17 protein-coding genes are annotated in these 15775 nt (G+C 52.8%); 8 read left to right on the top strand and 9 right to left on the bottom strand.

Translation table 11 applies throughout. The features are described from left to right. Window positions 1-9: 9 nt before the first annotated feature. Both K9G39_RS04240 and K9G39_RS04235 read right to left on the bottom strand, forming a co-directional pair. Window positions 10-2148 (bottom strand): glutamine synthetase III, encoded by a 2139-nt coding sequence (locus K9G39_RS04240; RefSeq protein ID WP_292003691.1) that lies wholly within the window; start codon window positions 2146-2148, stop codon window positions 10-12. A 66-nt stretch (window positions 2149-2214) separates the two neighbouring features. Then, window positions 2215-2742: an Lrp/AsnC family transcriptional regulator gene (locus K9G39_RS04235; protein ID WP_292003690.1), complete on the bottom strand. Its 528-nt coding sequence runs from the start codon at window positions 2740-2742 to the stop codon at window positions 2215-2217. Window positions 2743-2981: 239 nt separating this feature from the next. Here K9G39_RS04235 and K9G39_RS04230 point away from each other — a divergent pair, with 239 nt between their 5' ends. The 5 genes from K9G39_RS04230 (at window position 2982) to K9G39_RS04210 (ending at window position 7381) form a co-directional block, all read left to right on the top strand. Beyond that, window positions 2982-3176, top strand: a complete 195-nt coding sequence (locus K9G39_RS04230; protein WP_292003689.1) for a hypothetical protein — start codon at window positions 2982-2984, stop codon at window positions 3174-3176. Between the two features lie 125 nt (window positions 3177-3301). Further along, window positions 3302-4663 carry an FAD-dependent oxidoreductase gene (locus tag K9G39_RS04225; protein ID WP_292003688.1) on the top strand — a complete coding sequence of 454 codons (1362 nt, stop codon included), beginning with the start codon at window positions 3302-3304 and terminating at the stop codon, window positions 4661-4663. Between the two features lie 258 nt (window positions 4664-4921). Continuing rightward, window positions 4922-5977: an arsenosugar biosynthesis radical SAM (seleno)protein ArsS gene (gene arsS / locus K9G39_RS04220; protein ID WP_292003687.1), complete on the top strand. Its 1056-nt coding sequence runs from the start codon at window positions 4922-4924 to the stop codon at window positions 5975-5977. Beyond that, entirely contained in the window at window positions 5965-6600 is a 636-nt protein-coding gene (locus K9G39_RS04215; RefSeq protein ID WP_292003686.1) for a TIGR04282 family arsenosugar biosynthesis glycosyltransferase, read from the top strand. Before arsS ends, K9G39_RS04215 begins: the two co-directional genes overlap by 13 nt. Next, on the top strand, window positions 6587-7381 hold the full coding sequence (locus K9G39_RS04210; protein ID WP_363319360.1) for a TIGR04283 family arsenosugar biosynthesis glycosyltransferase: 795 nt from the start codon (window positions 6587-6589) through the stop codon (window positions 7379-7381). The genes K9G39_RS04215 and K9G39_RS04210 overlap by 14 nt, the downstream gene beginning before the upstream one ends. An 89-nt stretch (window positions 7382-7470) precedes the next feature. Here K9G39_RS04210 and K9G39_RS04205 read toward each other — a convergent pair whose 3' ends face one another. The 6 genes from K9G39_RS04205 to K9G39_RS04180 form a co-directional block, all read right to left on the bottom strand. After that, window positions 7471-7641: a hypothetical protein gene (locus K9G39_RS04205; RefSeq protein ID WP_292003685.1), complete on the bottom strand. Its 171-nt coding sequence runs from the start codon at window positions 7639-7641 to the stop codon at window positions 7471-7473. A 168-nt stretch (window positions 7642-7809) separates the two neighbouring features. Continuing rightward, window positions 7810-8100, bottom strand: coding sequence for a hypothetical protein (locus tag K9G39_RS04200; RefSeq protein ID WP_292003684.1), 291 nt, complete (start codon window positions 8098-8100; stop codon window positions 7810-7812). A 179-nt stretch (window positions 8101-8279) separates the two neighbouring features. Then, window positions 8280-9407, bottom strand: coding sequence for a glycosyltransferase family 4 protein (locus K9G39_RS04195; RefSeq protein ID WP_292003683.1), 1128 nt, complete (start codon window positions 9405-9407; stop codon window positions 8280-8282). Between the two features lie 498 nt (window positions 9408-9905). Beyond that, window positions 9906-10856, bottom strand: a complete 951-nt coding sequence (locus tag K9G39_RS04190; protein ID WP_292003682.1) for a DNA adenine methylase — start codon at window positions 10854-10856, stop codon at window positions 9906-9908. Window positions 10857-10858: 2 nt separating this feature from the next. After that, on the bottom strand, window positions 10859-11740 hold the full coding sequence (locus K9G39_RS04185; RefSeq protein WP_292003681.1) for a NotI family restriction endonuclease: 882 nt from the start codon (window positions 11738-11740) through the stop codon (window positions 10859-10861). 186 nt (window positions 11741-11926) lie between these two features. After that, a complete protein-coding gene (locus tag K9G39_RS04180) occupies window positions 11927-12058 on the bottom strand; it encodes a hypothetical protein (protein WP_292003680.1) in 132 nt (43 codons plus the stop codon). 261 nt (window positions 12059-12319) lie between these two features. On the opposite strand from K9G39_RS04180, the gene csmH reads away from it, so the two are divergent. Next, on the top strand, window positions 12320-12916 hold the full coding sequence (csmH, locus tag K9G39_RS04175) for a chlorosome envelope protein H (RefSeq protein WP_292003679.1): 597 nt from the start codon (window positions 12320-12322) through the stop codon (window positions 12914-12916). A gap of 114 nt (window positions 12917-13030) precedes the next feature. Then, the gene (locus K9G39_RS04170) at window positions 13031-14512 is read left to right on the top strand and encodes a sigma-54 dependent transcriptional regulator (RefSeq protein ID WP_292003678.1); all 1482 of its coding nucleotides are present in this window, start codon (window positions 13031-13033) and stop codon (window positions 14510-14512) included. A gap of 5 nt (window positions 14513-14517) precedes the next feature. Here the strand turns inward: K9G39_RS04170 and dut are convergent, their stop codons facing one another. Then, a complete protein-coding gene (gene dut / locus K9G39_RS04165; RefSeq protein WP_292003677.1) occupies window positions 14518-14964 on the bottom strand; it encodes a dUTP diphosphatase in 447 nt (148 codons plus the stop codon). A gap of 73 nt (window positions 14965-15037) precedes the next feature. Here dut and bshB1 point away from each other — a divergent pair, with 73 nt between their 5' ends. Continuing rightward, on the top strand, window positions 15038-15769 hold the full coding sequence (gene bshB1 / locus K9G39_RS04160; protein ID WP_292003676.1) for a bacillithiol biosynthesis deacetylase BshB1: 732 nt from the start codon (window positions 15038-15040) through the stop codon (window positions 15767-15769). Window positions 15770-15775: the final 6 nt, after the last annotated feature.

Genomic DNA, 15775 nt, shown 5'->3' with positions numbered 1-15775 from the left:
AGGTCTCTCTTAGTGCTCGAAAAGCATTTCCGAGTAGGTCGGCAGCTGCCAGCGGCTGCGATCGACCATCAGTTCGAGCCTGTCGGCAACCGCACGGACGGTGTTCATGAGCGGAAGCAGTTCGTCGGCACAGTAGTCGGCCTTGCCGAACTCGCTCTCGATGGTTTCAAGCATATCGACAGCCTCGTCAAGCTCGGCGGTAAGGTCGATCAGCGACGAGAGGTTCTCGGCAAGGTTCTTCAGGTGGTTTGCCTGGCTGGCAAGTGCCCCATCGGAAAGACCTATGGCCTCGGCTGCGGCAAGCAGGTTGTTGAACGAGCTGCCGATATCGCCCTGGTATTCCGAAACATCCGGAATGACGAGGGTTTTCAGCATGAGCTGCAGCGTACGAGCCTCGATGTCGATGCCTTTGACGTACCGTTCGAGACGGATGTTCAGACGCGATTCGATTTCCTGCTCGGTCAGGACGCCGTATTTGACGAACATCGCCCTGACGTCGGCTTTTTCGAGCGTGCGGAGAGCCTGCGGAGTGTTCTTCAGGTTCGGAAGGCCTCTCACTCTTGCGGCTTCCTGGAGAGCCTCGCTGTAGTTGTCGCCGGGGTAACGGATATCCTTCGTTGCGGTTATTCCTTCGCGGATAGCTTCGAGCACGGCGGAATCGCGGTCCTTTCCGGCTGCGATTTTCGCTTCGATGGCGTCGGTAAGCTCATCGAGAGCCTCGGCCATCAGGGTGTTGAGCACCATGTTCGGCACGGAAGCGGCCTGCGAGGAACCGACGGCCCGGAACTCGAACTTGTTGCCGGTAAAGGCGAACGGCGAGGTTCTGTTACGGTCGGTGTAGTCCTTGTTGAGCAGCGGCACCTGGGAAAGACCGAGGTTAAGCACCTGCTTTTCGGTTTTGAGGTCAACCTTGCCGCTTTCGATGGCATCGAGAACGGTTTCGAGCTGTTCGCCGAGGAACACGGTCACAACGGCAGGAGGCGCTTCGTTGGCACCGAGACGGTGGTCGTTTCCGGTGCTGGCGATGGACATTCTCAGTACGTCGGCCCGCTTGTGTACTCCCTTGAGCACGGCGATAAGGAAGACGAGGAAGTTTATGTTTTCGGTCGGCGTATCACCCGGATCGAGCAGGTTGATACCGGTATCGGTGCCGATAGACCAGTTGTTGTGCTTGCCCGAGCCGTTGATGCCTGCAAAAGGTTTTTCTGTGAGCAGGAGGGCGAAGCCTTTCTTGTCGGCGACCTTTCTCATAACCTCCATGACGAGCAGGTTGTGATCGACGGCGATATTGGCCTCTTCAAAAATCGGCGCAATTTCGAACTGGTGCGGAGCCACCTCGTTGTGACGGGTTTTGGCCGGAATGCCGAGAAGATAGAGTTCGTGCTCCACCTCCTGCATGAAGTCAAGCACACGGTCGGGAATGGATCCGAAATAGTGATCTTCGAGCTGCTGGCCTTTCGGAGGAAGCGCACCGAGAAGGGTACGACCGCACATGATCAGATCGGGACGCTCGGAGTAGAACTTCTTGTCGATAAGGAAATACTCCTGCTCGCAGCCTGCAAAGGTTTTGACGCGGGAAACGCCGGTGGAGCCGAGCAGTTCAAGAAGCCTGATAGCCGAATTGCTGACCGCATCCATCGAACGCAGGAGCGGAGTTTTGGAATCGAGAGCTTCGCCGTGGTAGGAAATGAAGACCGTCGGGATGCAGAGGGTAAGGCCGCTGCCTCCTTTCATGAGAAAAGCCGGGCTCGAAGGGTCCCATGCGGTGTAACCGCGGGCCTCGAAGGTTGTGCGCATGCCGCCTGACGGGAAGCTGGATGCGTCAGGTTCACCCTGAATCAGCTGCTCGCCCGAAAAACGCTCGATAGGGGTACCGTCGCGGTCGATCGACAGAAACGCGTCATGCTTTTCGGCCGTCGAGCCGGTCATCGGCTGAAACCAGTGGGTGTAATGGGTAGCACCCTGCTCCATCGCCCACTCCTTCATGCCGTGAGCGACCACACCGGCGATCTCGCCGGTAATTTTCTTGCCTGCACGAATGGTATCCTGCAGAGCCTTGAACTCATCCTTCGGCAGTCTTGCCCGCATGGCCTTCTGATCGAAGGTCATTGCCCCGAAATAACCTGAAACCGGCACTTTACTATCCATCTTCAAATGAACCTCCTTATTTTATTACCTTTTATACTATGAAGAGCGAAAATATAAAGCTAAAAACTATAATTTTCTTGATTTTTTCTCATCGAATGTAATCAATACCTGACGATCCTGCAGATTTTTCCGGACGATCTCGGCACTTATCTTCTTGTTTTTTTTCAGTTGCGACAGCACGAAGCTCGTGTTGGTTTCCAGAACTCCAGGCCAGCTCTGGATGCGCGAAAGAAACTGCTCGAGCGAACCCGTGTTGTGGGTCATGACCTTCAGGATGTGCGATCCTTCACCGGTCACGGAAAAACACTCCATAATCTCGTCCTCTTTCATGACATGCTCCATGAACGACTTGTAATGCTTCGACGAGTCGATCCGTACCCGTACAAACGCCTGAATGTCGAAACCCAGCGTCCGCTCGTCCACCTCCATGGTGAACCCGCGGATAATGCCGTTTTTCTGCAGTTTGTCGAGACGCTCGCTTACGGAGGGTATCGAAAGGCCGACGACTTCGGCCAGCTCGCTCAAGCGCAGCCTGCCGTTCTCTCCGAGAGATTCGATAATTTTAAGGTCGATCAGATCAAGATGTCCGGACATAACAGAACAGTATTTATTTCGCTTTTGTAGAAACTACACAAAAACAGGAAGTAACAAAAACTTTTTTCTTAAAAAATCACTGTTTTACCTCATATTTCCTAAAAAAATTAGGGAAACAGCTTTTTATAAAACACGAATAACCAACGCGACAGCAGTTATTTTAATCTTCTTGTCGTATTTTGTTACAATATACGGAGCAAAGGCGATCTCCCCTGCTGTAATTTGATTTTTTCCCGGTCATGACAGGCGAACAGAACGATACAAGAAATCTTCCCGAAACCATACCTTCCAAGCCGGTTGAAAAAACCGGATTTCCTCCCGTTCCACCGAGAGCGGCAATGGATGACCTGCGATTTATTATAAAGGAGTCCATCAGGCTCGGCGCAAGATGCATAACGGAACTGGACCGGCTGCTTTCAGAGCTTAAAAAATAAGCGGTCGAACGGTACTCTTTTCACATACCGGAAGGCCCTGTTATTCAGCGGAAAAAGTAATTTTTTATATTTGGCCTTTAATCCGGAGCCCCTTCATTATCCTTAACGATTAATATCTGAACACGGTGAAAATAGCAATCTTTGGTGCAGGTGTAGCAGGACTGAGCGCGGCCATTGAACTGGTAGACCGCGGACATACCGTAGAACTGTACGAAAAACGCAAGGTGCTTGGCGGAAAGGTCTCGGTCTGGAAAGACAGCGACGGTGATTCCATCGAATCGGGACTGCACATCGTTTTCGGCGGCTATCAGCAGCTTCAGCAGTACCTCAAAAAGGTCGGCGCTGCAGATAACTATATATGGAAAGAGCATTCGCTCATCTATGCCGAACCGGACGGAAAACAGTCGTTTTTCAAAAAAGCCAATCTCCCGAGCCCCTGGGCGGAAGTGGTGGGCGGCATGCAGGCGGATTTTCTCACCATGTGGGACAAGATCTCCCTTATCAGGGGGCTCTACCCCGCACTTGCCGGCAACGAGGAGTACTTCCGCAGCCAGGACCATATGACCTACTCTGAGTGGCACCGCCTGAGAGGCGCGTCGGAACACTCCCTGGAAAAACTCTGGCGCGCTATCGCGCTTGCCATGAACTTCATCGAGCCCAACGTCATCAGCGCCCGCCCGATGATTACCATATTCAAATATTTCGGCACGGATTATGCCGCAACCAAGTTCGCCTTTTTCCGTAAAAACCCCGGCGATTCGATGATCGAGCCCATGCGCCAGTATATCCAGACGAGGGGCGGCAGAATTTTTGTGGATGCGAAACTGAACCGTTTCGAGCTCAACAGCGACGAAACCGTCAAGCGGGCGGTGCTTCAGGACGGCCAGAAAATCGAGGCCGATGCCTACATCTCGGCCCTGCCGGTACACAATATCAAGAACATCGTACCGGGCGAATGGCTCAATCATGCCTACTTCCGCAACCTGCACGAGTTCGTCGGCAGCCCGGTCGCCAACTGCCAGCTCTGGTTCGACCGGAAGATCACCGCAACGGACAACCTCATGTTCTCGCAGGGCACAACGTTTGCCACTTTTGCCGACGTTTCAATCACCTGCCCCGAAGATTTCCAGAAAGGCATGGGCTCGGCACAGGGAGGAAGCGTCATGAGTCTCGTGCTTGCTCCGGCCCACCAGCTGATGGATCTGCCCAACGATGTGATCACGAAACTTGTGATGAAGGACATTCACGACCGCTTCCCGCTTTCGCGCGATGCGAGACTGCTCAAATCGACCATCGTAAAAATCCCCCAGTCGGTCTACAAGGCCGTGCCCGATGTTGACAAGTTCCGCCCCGACCAGGTGAGCCCCGTAAAAAACTTCTTTCTTGCGGGCGACTATACCTATCAGCACTACCTCGCCTCGATGGAAGGCGCAGCCCTCAGCGGCCGGCAGGTGGCCGAAAAGGTGCACACCCGCCTCGGCGCCTGAAGGCAAAGCGAATCAACCGGAACAGCATCCTTTTCGTCCCTTGAATCGGGAGATAAAGGGACGAAAAGGACAACAAGGACCCAAAGGACGAAACCCCGTTATCGGGGTGGTGCCCTATGCGCAGGGTTGCACCCTGAGCTACCGACATGTCGCTCCAATGAAGCTATCGTCTCCTGGCTCCCTGACTACCGACCCGAACGTTTTCGGACACTCCCGGCGTTACTGCAATGACAGTGCTGTAATCAAAACCATCCGCCCATGACCATACAACCATCCCTTCACAAACGCAAAAGCGCCCTTGCCGACGGCGGAGAACAGATTCGGGTGCTTGAAAAAACCGACTGCAGCATACCGGCTTTCGGCTCTAAACTTGCCGAAACCGGCCACGCTCCGCTCCGCCCCGATGGAACTGCCATTCTGCAGGTCAACACCGGATACCGCTGCAACCTGCTCTGCCGCCACTGCCACGTCGACGGAGGACCCGACCGGAGTGAAATGATGAACCGTGAAACCATGCAGTACTGTCTCGACGCGCTGAAAAAAAACAACATACAGACGCTCGACATTACCGGCGGGGCTCCGGAAATGAACCCCGAACTCCCGTGGTTTATCAGGGAGGCGAGAAAAATCATGCCCGAAGGCGAGATTCTGGTGAGAACCAATCTGGTAATACTCGTTTCAGGTGAAGAGTACCGGCAGTTTCCGGAGCTTTTCAGGCAGAACCGCGTTTCGCTCATCGCATCGCTCCCCTGCTACACCCGCGAGAATGTCGATGCCCAGCGCGGTAAAGGCGTGTTCGACCGCTCGATAGAAGCGCTCCGCATGCTCAATGCGATCGGTTACGGACAGGACGGAAGCGACCTTCAGCTCAACCTCGTCTTCAACCCCGGAGGCCCCTCCCTTCCCGGAGCGCAGCAGGCGCTCGAGGCTGATTACAAAAGCAGGCTCATGCAGGAATTCGGCATCAAGTTCAGCCATCTCTACACCATCACCAACATGCCGGTCAGCCGGTTCCTTGAATCCCTGCTCGAAGAGGGGCGCTACTGCAGCTACATGAACCTGCTCGAAGGACACTTCAATCCCGAAGCGGTAAAAAACCTCATGTGCCGCACCACGGTTTCGGTGGGGTGGGACGGCACCCTGTACGACTGCGATTTCAACCAGATGCTCGGACTGCCGATGCAGGATCCCGCGCCCGGCAACATCAGGGAGTTCGACGAAGAGCGGCTCCGCAACAGGCTGATCGCCATCGGACAGCACTGCTACGGGTGTACGGCGGGTGCAGGCTCGAGCTGCCAGGGATGCCTGTTATGATGCATGTCGGCAACAGCAGGCTGCTCATCGTTTTTACACGAAATCCGGTACCGGGTCGGGTAAAAACACGGCTCGCCGCCGAAACCGGGCCTGAAACCGCACTCAAGGTCTACCAAGTGCTCAGGGAGTACACCGCTGCGGTTACCCAGACGTGCAGCGCCGATCGAGCGGCGTTCTACTCGGATGAGATTCCTGATGCGGACTGTTTTCTCGAAGGCGAAACCCTCGCCTTTCTGCAGGAGGGCAACGATCTCGGCGAACGGATGCTCCACGCCTTCGAGCGCGGTTTTGCCGAGGGATTCACCCATATAGCGCTGATCGGCACGGACTGCCCGGACCTGCAGCGGGAAGTGCTCGAACAAGCCTTTGCCTCGCTCGAAAAAGGAGACGCCGTTATCGGCCCGGCGAAAGACGGGGGATTCTATCTTATCGGACTGAACAAAAGCCGGCCCGAGCTCTTCCTCGGCCGCTCCTGGAGCCACGGCAAAGTCCTGCAGGAAACCATCGACCGGCTGAACGAACACGGAGCGTCCTTCGAGCTGCTCCCTCAATTGCAGGATATCGACACCCTCGAGGATCTGAAACAAAGCAGGTTATGGGATTCAGCATATGAACTCCCTTGAGGAGGCGATGGTGGCAGAGTCGCAATGCATCAACAGAAAAGGTTTTCCAGCTCCGCAGGAGCAAAACAGTCATTATTTCAAAGCCATGTCCGATTCCGGCATCAGCATTATCATCCCCACCTGCAACGAAGAGGCCGGCATCGCCCGGACGCTGGAAACCCTGCTCGCCATCACCGGAAGATACGTAGACACGGAGATCATTGTCTGTGACGCGAGCAGTGACCGGACGAGGGAAATCGTCTCGACCTTCCCCGTCGTGCTCTGCCGGCCCGAAAAAGGGCGTTCCCGTCAGATGAACGCGGGGGCTGCCCTGGCCCGCCACGGCATTCTCTACTTCCTGCACGCCGACACCCTGCCGCCCGAAAGCGTTATCGACGACATTCTCGAAGCGGTTCGAGGCGGGAAACAGGCGGGATGCTTTCAGATGCAGTTCGACGACCCCCACCCCATCATGGCTCTCTTCGGGTGGTTCACCAGAGTTCCCCTTTCCATCTGCCGGGGCGGCGACCAGTCGCTCTTCATCACAAGAGAGCTGTTCCGTTCCATCGGAGGATTCAACCCGGACATGCAGGTTATGGAGGATATCGACATCATACAGCGCATCGAAAGCCGAAGCGCCTTTCACATCCTCGACAGCCATGTCGTCACCTCCGCCCGGAAATACCATCGAAACGGCATGCTCCGTCTCCAGGCGATTTTCGGCACCATCCATCTCATGTATGCCCTCGGCGCCGATCAGGAGAGCATTATCCGTTACTACCACGAAAATATCGAATGGTAAGCCAAGACGATGTGAGAGACGGAAGAACCGGGCAAAAAAAAAGCCCCGACGATTGTGCGGAGCTCTGTATGTGTCTAAACAGTAAAGGGTTATCTGTTTATGGAAACACCTGGTGAGTTCGTGCCTGCTGTATTCTGCACAAGGGATATTCCGTTTTTCGTCTCCTGCGGATTATAGGCTCCTTTTATGGTGCCCTTGTATGTGGTCGAGCAACCTGCCAGCGCCACCAGCATGACCATTAACAACGCATGGATCTTCATATTCGCCTCCTGTTTTATGTTGAAAAAAAAGTCAGACCGTGCACCAACGGCCTTGCACTCCTGTTCAAACCGGTTTATCGAATCCCCGAAAAACGCCCAGGACCGCCAACTCCCCTGCATCGTGCTGCTACTCGAAACACGCCTGAAACATCAGGTTTGGCTACAGGCTCATTCCTTAAACTTCTCGGCGGTATTACGGACAGTCTCACGCAAAGTACCCAGAGCACTTTCCACGCCATCCTTCACCTTTTCCCAGGCATCCTCTCCAGCCTCCCCAAGTTCCTTGAGCCTGACCTTTGCGGACGCGATCACATGCTCAAGTTCATCAACATGCCGGGCATATTTAAGACGGGTGTCGGCAGTAAAACTTTTGGCTTTCGCCTTGAACTCGACCAATCTGGCATGCGCAAGCTCAAGCTCGGCCTCGGCCTTCTGTTTGTATGCTTCTTTCAGGCTCATAATTCATCTCCTTTTGTCAATTGAATTGTTCCGGAAACATCAGACCTTCCTTATTACTCCTTTCTCCGGAAATTCAGAAGCGGACTGTTTTTTCCTCCGGTATAAAGTCATTCCGCCGATTCCGGTTATTTTCATGCATCGAGTCATCAGATAACCACAGGGTACGATCCGCCTCCGGATCAGCGAAAGACTATTGCCCTCTTCGGCTGTAAAGGGCCCGAAGTGCGTTTCAACTCCTTGTTCTGCATCTTTTCGGAAAAAGCGGAAAAATTCTTCTGGAGAAGGCTGTAGTAAAGCTCCTCGTAGTTACTCACCATCGTGTCTGCTGAAAAACGCCGTTCAAATTCCTCCTGGCAGGTTTTTCGCGACAGCTCCCCCACCTGATGAATGGCATTGATGAAGTCGAGCCTCGTATGGCAGATAAAGCCGGTTTTGCCGTGCGTAATCACTTCAGGTGCCGAGCCGCACCCTCTTACGATCACAGGAGTTCCGCAGGCAAGGGCTTCAATCATCACCAGACCGAAGGGTTCCGGCCAGTCAATGGTATTGAGCAGCGCTTTTGCGTTTTTCAGCAACTCAACCTTCCGGGTGTCGTCCACTTCACCCACATAGTCGATAAGAGGATGATCAAGCAGCGGCCTGATTTTTCTATCGAAAAAGCCCTGATCGGTCGGATCGATTTTGGCGGCTATTTTCAGGGGGATATTGCATGCCCTGGCAAGCATGATTGCCTGTTGGGGTTTTTTCTCCTCGGAAAAACGGCCCAGATAGAGAAAATAGTCCCCTGGCTTGTCGTTAAACTCGAAACCTGAGGGCGGATAGCCGTGATAAATGGTTTTTACCCAGTTGATATCCTCAACAGGACGGCGCTGCGAATCACTGATCGAGACATATGCCATATGCGGGTACAGGCCGAGCATTTTGCTGTAATCGCCTATATCAAGCCTGCCGTGCATGGTCAGAACGGTCGGCACCCGGACTTTATGGGCATAGGGAAGGGTCAGGTACTCGAGATGCGAATGAATGATGTCGAACTCCCGGAGCATGCTCTCATAAACCTTGCTGAGCATCATCATCGTAACAATGGTCGGCGAATGAGCTTTTCTTCCGAGACGAAGGCTTTCACTGATGGGGGCAACGAGCCTTGCCGTGGTTATGGAGTCACCCGATGCAAAAAGGGTGACGTCATGGCCTTTCGCTACAAGTCCTTCGGTCAAATGGTAGACAACCCGTTCAGTTCCTCCGTATTTTTTGGGGGGAACACGCTCTACAAGCGGAGCAATCTGGGCAATTCGCAGTTTTTTCATAAAACACCGATCCTTTCCCTTCAAACGGAGGGGGTTAACATTGTGTCTGTGTCATCAACAGGCGATTTGTGGTTCAGAACAACAATGACATCACAACTTCAGGCGATGATCCGGTTACTTCGGGAGTATCATGTCATGATGTTTGAAACCACAACTTCCGGATACCATTACCCGAAGGCTGAAGGGACAGAAGAAAAACTGCAGTGGTGTTGATAACATTGACTCACATTCGTTACCCCGACCTAACCGACTGCTGCAACAGATATTTCCACCTTCACGCAAAACTTGATTTTTTCATATACTTTGCACAACAAAGCAACAAAAAGAAACGTTCCATACTTCAGGAACACAGCATAAGTGTGCCTGGCGTCCCGGATCAGGAGACCCTGGGGTTATATTACCTGGAGAATATCGAGGGAAAGGAAAAACAGGAAGATCGTTCAGGTCCCGAAGGGGCGACTCAACTGCAGAACATCGCAATTCCCCAGCAAGCGGGTTTCAGTGTCCTCCCCCATAAACCACTTCCGGTTCATGCACTGCCGGATAGCTATCCATCCACGACAAATCCTTTCCGATAACCAGCTCCTCCATCGTCGCATTATGGGTATTGGTCATGGGAATAAGCCGCATCTGGAAACTGTGCCGCCTTGCCATCTGCTTGACTTCCTCGGCATTGTCGTAGGTCATGAGAAAATCACCTGCAACCGACTCGCAGATCTCGAATAATCGCTCATGGTCGATCTCCGAATGGCGGTAAAGCCGTTTCCCTGCTTTTTTGCCGCCTGCCGTATAGGGAGGATCGATAAAAAACACAACATCGCTCCTGTCCGCATATTCCTGCATGACCTTCAGACCATCTTCCTGCCGAAAATCGATACGTCCAGCAACTTCGTCGATGCCTGAAAAGCGTTTGGCAAGCGTTTGGGGATACCACCGGGAGCGGATGCCTTTTCCGTTTTCACCATGTTTGAGCAAACCCGATCCGCCGGCAAGAATACCGCCGTGAGAGGTACGGTTTCTGAGTATGGTATGGAAAGCTTTCTCCCTGATCTCCCCATTCTCTCTTGACAACTCTTCAAGAAGAGTCTCCCTGGTAAGATCGAAAGACTGTATGCGCCAGGCAAGCCATTCCGCCTGTCCGTCAACAACAGCCTGCCAGACTGCTGCAATATCTTCATCGAGCTCCACCATAACCGCTCGCTGCACAAGATTCTCGAACAACGCCGTCAGGCTGATGATGCCTCCCCCGGCAAAAGGCTCGACGAGAATAACGGGTTTGATCGGCTTTTGGGCAAACCAGTTCCTGAACACAGGAACGAACCATGTTTTACCTCCGGGATACCGGAATGGGCTGCGTTGAGGTATGGATGCAACATTGACCGGTTTCGGGTGTGCAACAACGGCATCCTGCATATTCGGGAATAAACTCTCCTGTCGGGTAAGGGTCATATTTAAAAGGGTTTATCCAGAGTTTTATTGCTCGGAGGAGTTTCAAGCTGATCGTCGAGCCTTTCCTGCAACAATTTCACAAAATCATCGACACTGCCCGGTACTGCCGTCGTTATCGAAAGCAATGCAGACTGAAACTCCGTGTATACCACATCGAGTTTTTTAAGCTGATAACGTTCATTTTCTCCATCAATTACCAGCTCAAGGTCATAAATAAACCAGGCAATATCGGCATCTTGCTTCTTGACCGGTTTCAGGGCAGGAAGCGTATCAAAAAAGCTCTTGTTGATGGCCACGGCCATTTTCTTACACCATGAATGCAGAATGCCTCCCTTAAACAACAGCTGCGGAGCAAGCCGTTTCCTCGATGACGAAAGAAAATCCGGACGAGGATAGTTCGGCTGCGCTGTCCAGTCCATTAAGGCATTGGCGTCCGGGTCTTTCATGTAGTATTCGAAAGGCTCCCGAACGTTTCCGGAAATATAGACAGCCTGAATCTCAAGAGCACCGAAGTCTGTCACCTTACCCTGCTTATCGTATGCGACAAGAACCACATCGATATTGCCTGCCGACTTTCCATTGGCATCGTTCAGGCGAACTTCCGTCAACGAACTCCATGACACGCCTTCCCCAAAAAAGAAAGATGCCGCATCATCGGTAATGATCCATTCGTCGCGAAAACGCACCGGACAGGTGATGACCGGTTTGCCGCTTTGCAGAATGCTGCAAACACCGAGAGGATTTTTTGCCTTGTCCTTGGTACAGTTTGGCACCTTGTTGTTGAAAGGGCAAAGGCGGTGTGAACGATACCGCCGCGCCCTGGCTGAACGGTCATCGACCCTGAAACCAAAAACCTCGGCAAGAGGGTGCAGAAATGTTTTCATGCTGTAAGTAACGTGATTGTTTTCTCTTGCAATATAGAAGCATCAAGCCTATAGATGCCACTTCTTTTTATTCCGAAAGCAGCGAGAAAAGTTTGCTCACTCCAATACTTTCGCAAGGTTGCAACCAGCGCAACCTGCATGCCGTCCCTCTGCGGAACTAAAAAAAGTAATTGCTGAATATGCCCGTCAGTAAACTATATCGAGGTTCTCTGCCGCCCGACTCTTCCGACGGCGAAAAAGGAAATTCACGAGGGCAAGCGCACCGGCGGCAAGAACGGGCGGCAAAAGCAGCAGTGGAAAACGTCGTATCGTGGTCATCGTATCGTATCGTTGGGTTCAGGTCAATTCCCGTAGATGGACTTTCAATTTGTTTTTTATATTACGGAAAAGGTACGGGATTATTGCGGGAAGCTGAAAAAGGATGGGCTTTATCCGCAAAGGGAAGGGCTTTGAGTTGACATACCGTGCCGGAAGATTAAATATTCAGTCTAATTGTCGTTTTTCTGAAACACGAGAATAAAGAGATTGTTATATTACAACAAAATCTAACCATACAATCCTTTAAACTCCTGACGAAATATGGCAGCAGAAGAACTGAACAAACCGGCAGCGGTAAAACCCGCTCCGCAAGAGAACCCGGCAAGCAACGCCGGCAATGGCGACATGGCAAGTCTTATAGGAAACATGGGAGTTCTCATAGACTCGACCATCGAATCGGTACAGGGCATGATAAGTTCGGTGAGCTCTGCTACCGGACAGATCATCGAGGGTGTTACCTCGACCATCAACTCGGAACCGGTCAAGGAGATCATCAACAACGTGAACTCGGTTTCCGGCCAGCTTATCGAAGGTGTAACGGCAACCCTGAAGTCCGAACAGGTACAGTCGTCGGTTCAGGAGATCGGAAAGCTCTGGAAGAACCTGCTTGAAAATCTCAACGCAACAGTAAGTTCCCTGAACGCCACGGTCAGTTCGGGCCAGGTGCAGCACCTGTTCGATAATGTAAGCGCGGGTCTCGGCCAGCTCGTCAATACGGTTTTTTCGCCGGGAATGTTCCCTGGTGCGATTTCGGACGAACGGCATAAGAAAGAGATCAAGCAGATTCCCTTCTCGCAGAAACCGGCAGCTCCGGCAGAAACTGCGCCTGCACCGGTAAAGGATATGCCGAAAGCCTGAGTACGCGGCTGATGTTCGAACCATTTGAAATCCCTGGTTGTTATAAATCTATCAGGGATTTCTCTGTCAGGAAATCGTTATCTCCCCACCCCTAAAGATTAAAAAGGATTTTTTGTGCAGACCGCAGAGAAAAGCAGCCGATACCCCGGTATAAAAGCGACCGGAACGAAAAAGTACCATGTACTTATTGCCGATGACGACGAAACGTCGAGAAGGGTAATAAGCCATTTTGTCAGCAAAATGGGTTATACCCCCCATGTGGTTTCGGACGGTGAAGAGTGTATCAAAAAAGCGGAAGAACAGGAGATGCATGTACTCCTGCTCGATATCACCATGCCGAAAAAAGACGGCTTCGATGTCACCATGCCGAAAAAAGACGGCTTCGATGTCATGAACCACCTGAAGGAGAACAATATCACCCTTCCGGTCATCATGGTAACCTCATCCCACGAAATTCCTCTTGCGGTCAAATGCATCAAGATGGGTGCGTTTGAATATCTCACCAAACCGGTCAGCATAGAACGTCTTGAAATCGTCCTGAGAAATGCCCTTTCAGGATCGCAGCTTCAGCATCAGGTGATCAAGCTGCAGAAAGAGCTGAAAAGCAAGGAGGTGTTCGGCCATATCATCGGAAAAAGCCAGACTATCCGCGATACCATGGAAGAAGCCATGCAGGTTATGGAAACCGACCTCAACGTGCTGATTCTCGGAGAAAGCGGAACCGGAAAGGAGCTGTTCGCCCAGGCGCTGCACAAGGGAAGCAAGAGAAAAAACGGCCCGTTCATATCGGTCAACTGCGCGGCTATATCCAACGATCTTGCCGACAGTCTTCTCTTCGGCCATGTGAAGGGATCGTTCACCGGGGCCAACAACGATCATACGGGATTTTTCGAACAGGCCGACAAAGGCACCATTTTTCTTGACGAAATCGGTGACATGAATTCCGATATCCAGGCAAAGGTGCTTCGTGCGCTGCAGGAGCATAAAATCCGGAAGGTCGGCGAAAAAACCGAAAGAACAGTCGATTTCAGGGTCATATCGGCTACCAACCGGGACTTTTCGGAAGCGATCATGAACAACCAGTTCCGGGAAGATCTCTATTTCCGTCTCGAAGAGTTCCCGCTCTTCATCCCTCCGCTCCGCGACAGGGGTGAGGATATCAAGCAGCTGGCGAAACACTTTCTCGACGAATTCGCAAGCGCCAACAACCTCGAACAGTTGCAGTTCAGCGAAGAAGCCCTTGCAAGCCTCATGGAATACAGTTGGCCCGGAAATATCCGGGAGCTGAAAAATGCCGTTCAGCGGGCCGCGGTAACCAGAAAAAGCAACATAATCGAGCTGCTCCAGACCCCCCGCATTCACGGGAAATCACCTTCCCAGCATGCCATCCTGCAGAAAAAGACGGAAGAGTGCCCCGCTCCTGTCGAATCCGCGCCGCTGCTCTCCCTTGAAGACCATGAGCGGGAAGCGATTCTGAAAGCCTGCGACGCATCGAAGGGAAATCTTACAAGAACCGCAAAGATGCTCGGTATCGGAAGGGCCACGCTGTACAGGAAGCTCGACAAGTTCCATCTGCAGCACCTGAAAAACGGATAGACGCCCTATACGGTTGAAATACCGGTATGGCCAAATCCTCCCTCGCCCCGCTGCGAACCCGAGAGCGAGTGAACTTCATCGAAGTCCACTCTTTCAACCCGTGCAACAACCATCTGGGCAATGCGGTCGCCATGACCGACACGGAAAGGCTCCTTGCCGTAATTGACGAGAATCACCTTTACCTCCCCGCGATAATCGGCATCGATGGTCGCCGGACTGTTCGGAAGCGATATCAGATGCTTCAGCGCCAGTCCGCTTCTCGGCCTGAGCTGGGCTTCATACCCTTCGGGCAGCTCGATGGCGAGTCCTGTCGGGACAAGCGCCGTCGAAAAGGGATCGACACAGAGCGGTTCGTCGAGACATGCCGAGATATCCATTCCGGCGGCATGTTCCGTAGCATAGACCGGCAGCACCGCGTTTTTGTTTACCCTGACAATTTTTACTTTCAGCATCGATACGGATTATTTTTATTGCTATACAATAGTCACTCTTGAGCCTGAATATAACATCCTGACGGAAGGAGTTTTGGAACAATCATCTGAAAAAGTCTATGCACTGGCATTCGGCGCGCATCCTGACGATGTCGAACTTGCCTGCGGAGCCACCCTGCTGAAAATCATGAACGAAGGGCGGCGTGTTGCGGTCTGCGACCTCACAAAAGGAGAGCTCGGCACACTCGGCAGCGTGGAAACCCGCAAAACCGAAGCGGAAAAGGCACGGCGTATCATGGGGTACACCGACCGCATGGGGCTCGATCTCGGTGACGGAAAACTGTTCTACAACGAGGAAAATCTCCATGCCGTCATCAGAATCATCCGCCATTTCAGGCCCGAGGCGGTTTTCGCCAATCCTCCCGACGAGCGGCACCCCGACCATATGAAGGCCTCGAAGCTGGTTGCCGATGCAGTCTACTACGCCGGCCTCAGGCAGCTCGTCACGGAACATAACGGCAGAAAACAGGATGCGCACCGCCCGCCACACCTCTTCTACTATCTGCAGTTCAAGCACGTGAACCCCGATATCATCGTCGATGTCAGCGAAACCTTCGCCCGGTCGAGAGCCGGCGTGCTTGCCTTCGGCTCCCAGTTCCACCGGGAAGGAGCCGAGCCGGAAACCCTGATCAACCGGAAGGAGTTCCTGACCGGGCTTGAAGCCCGTGCGCGCTATTTCGGCGAACAGATCGGCACCCTTTACGGCGAGGGGCTGTTGACCACAAAAATTCCGGGTGTGGGAAACTTCAGCGCCCTGTTCCCTTAGCCGGGC

Source organism: Chlorobium sp., assembly GCF_021740465.1.
In the GTDB taxonomy this organism is placed as follows: Bacteria; Bacteroidota; Chlorobiia; order Chlorobiales; family Chlorobiaceae; genus Chlorobium.
Note: the sequence above shows the minus strand (reverse complement) of the source record. Positions and strands in the feature narration are given on the sequence as shown.

What these genes read in the sequence shown, in the direction of transcription:
- dut (WP_292003677.1), bottom strand. Translation starts at nt 14,964, where the DNA reads ATGCTGAAAGTAAAAATTGTCAGGGTAAACAAAAACGCGGTGCTGCCG.
- K9G39_RS04180 (WP_292003680.1), bottom strand. Translation starts at nt 12,058, where the DNA reads ATGACCACGATACGACGTTTTCCACTGCTGCTTTTGCCGCCCGTTCTT.
- K9G39_RS04185 (WP_292003681.1), bottom strand. Translation starts at nt 11,740, where the DNA reads ATGAAAACATTTCTGCACCCTCTTGCCGAGGTTTTTGGTTTCAGGGTC.
- K9G39_RS04195 (WP_292003683.1), bottom strand. Translation starts at nt 9,407, where the DNA reads ATGAAAAAACTGCGAATTGCCCAGATTGCTCCGCTTGTAGAGCGTGTT.
- K9G39_RS04200 (WP_292003684.1), bottom strand. Translation starts at nt 8,100, where the DNA reads ATGAGCCTGAAAGAAGCATACAAACAGAAGGCCGAGGCCGAGCTTGAG.
- K9G39_RS04240 (WP_292003691.1), bottom strand. Translation starts at nt 2,148, where the DNA reads ATGGATAGTAAAGTGCCGGTTTCAGGTTATTTCGGGGCAATGACCTTC.
- K9G39_RS04230 (WP_292003689.1), top strand. Translation starts at nt 2,982, where the DNA reads ATGACAGGCGAACAGAACGATACAAGAAATCTTCCCGAAACCATACCT.
- K9G39_RS04205 (WP_292003685.1), bottom strand. Translation starts at nt 7,641, where the DNA reads ATGAAGATCCATGCGTTGTTAATGGTCATGCTGGTGGCGCTGGCAGGT.
- arsS (WP_292003687.1), top strand. Translation starts at nt 4,922, where the DNA reads ATGACCATACAACCATCCCTTCACAAACGCAAAAGCGCCCTTGCCGAC.
- K9G39_RS04215 (WP_292003686.1), top strand. Translation starts at nt 5,965, where the DNA reads ATGCCTGTTATGATGCATGTCGGCAACAGCAGGCTGCTCATCGTTTTT.
- K9G39_RS04190 (WP_292003682.1), bottom strand. Translation starts at nt 10,856, where the DNA reads ATGACCCTTACCCGACAGGAGAGTTTATTCCCGAATATGCAGGATGCC.
- csmH (WP_292003679.1), top strand. Translation starts at nt 12,320, where the DNA reads ATGGCAGCAGAAGAACTGAACAAACCGGCAGCGGTAAAACCCGCTCCG.
- K9G39_RS04210 (WP_363319360.1), top strand. Translation starts at nt 6,587, where the DNA reads ATGAACTCCCTTGAGGAGGCGATGGTGGCAGAGTCGCAATGCATCAAC.
- K9G39_RS04235 (WP_292003690.1), bottom strand. Translation starts at nt 2,742, where the DNA reads ATGTCCGGACATCTTGATCTGATCGACCTTAAAATTATCGAATCTCTC.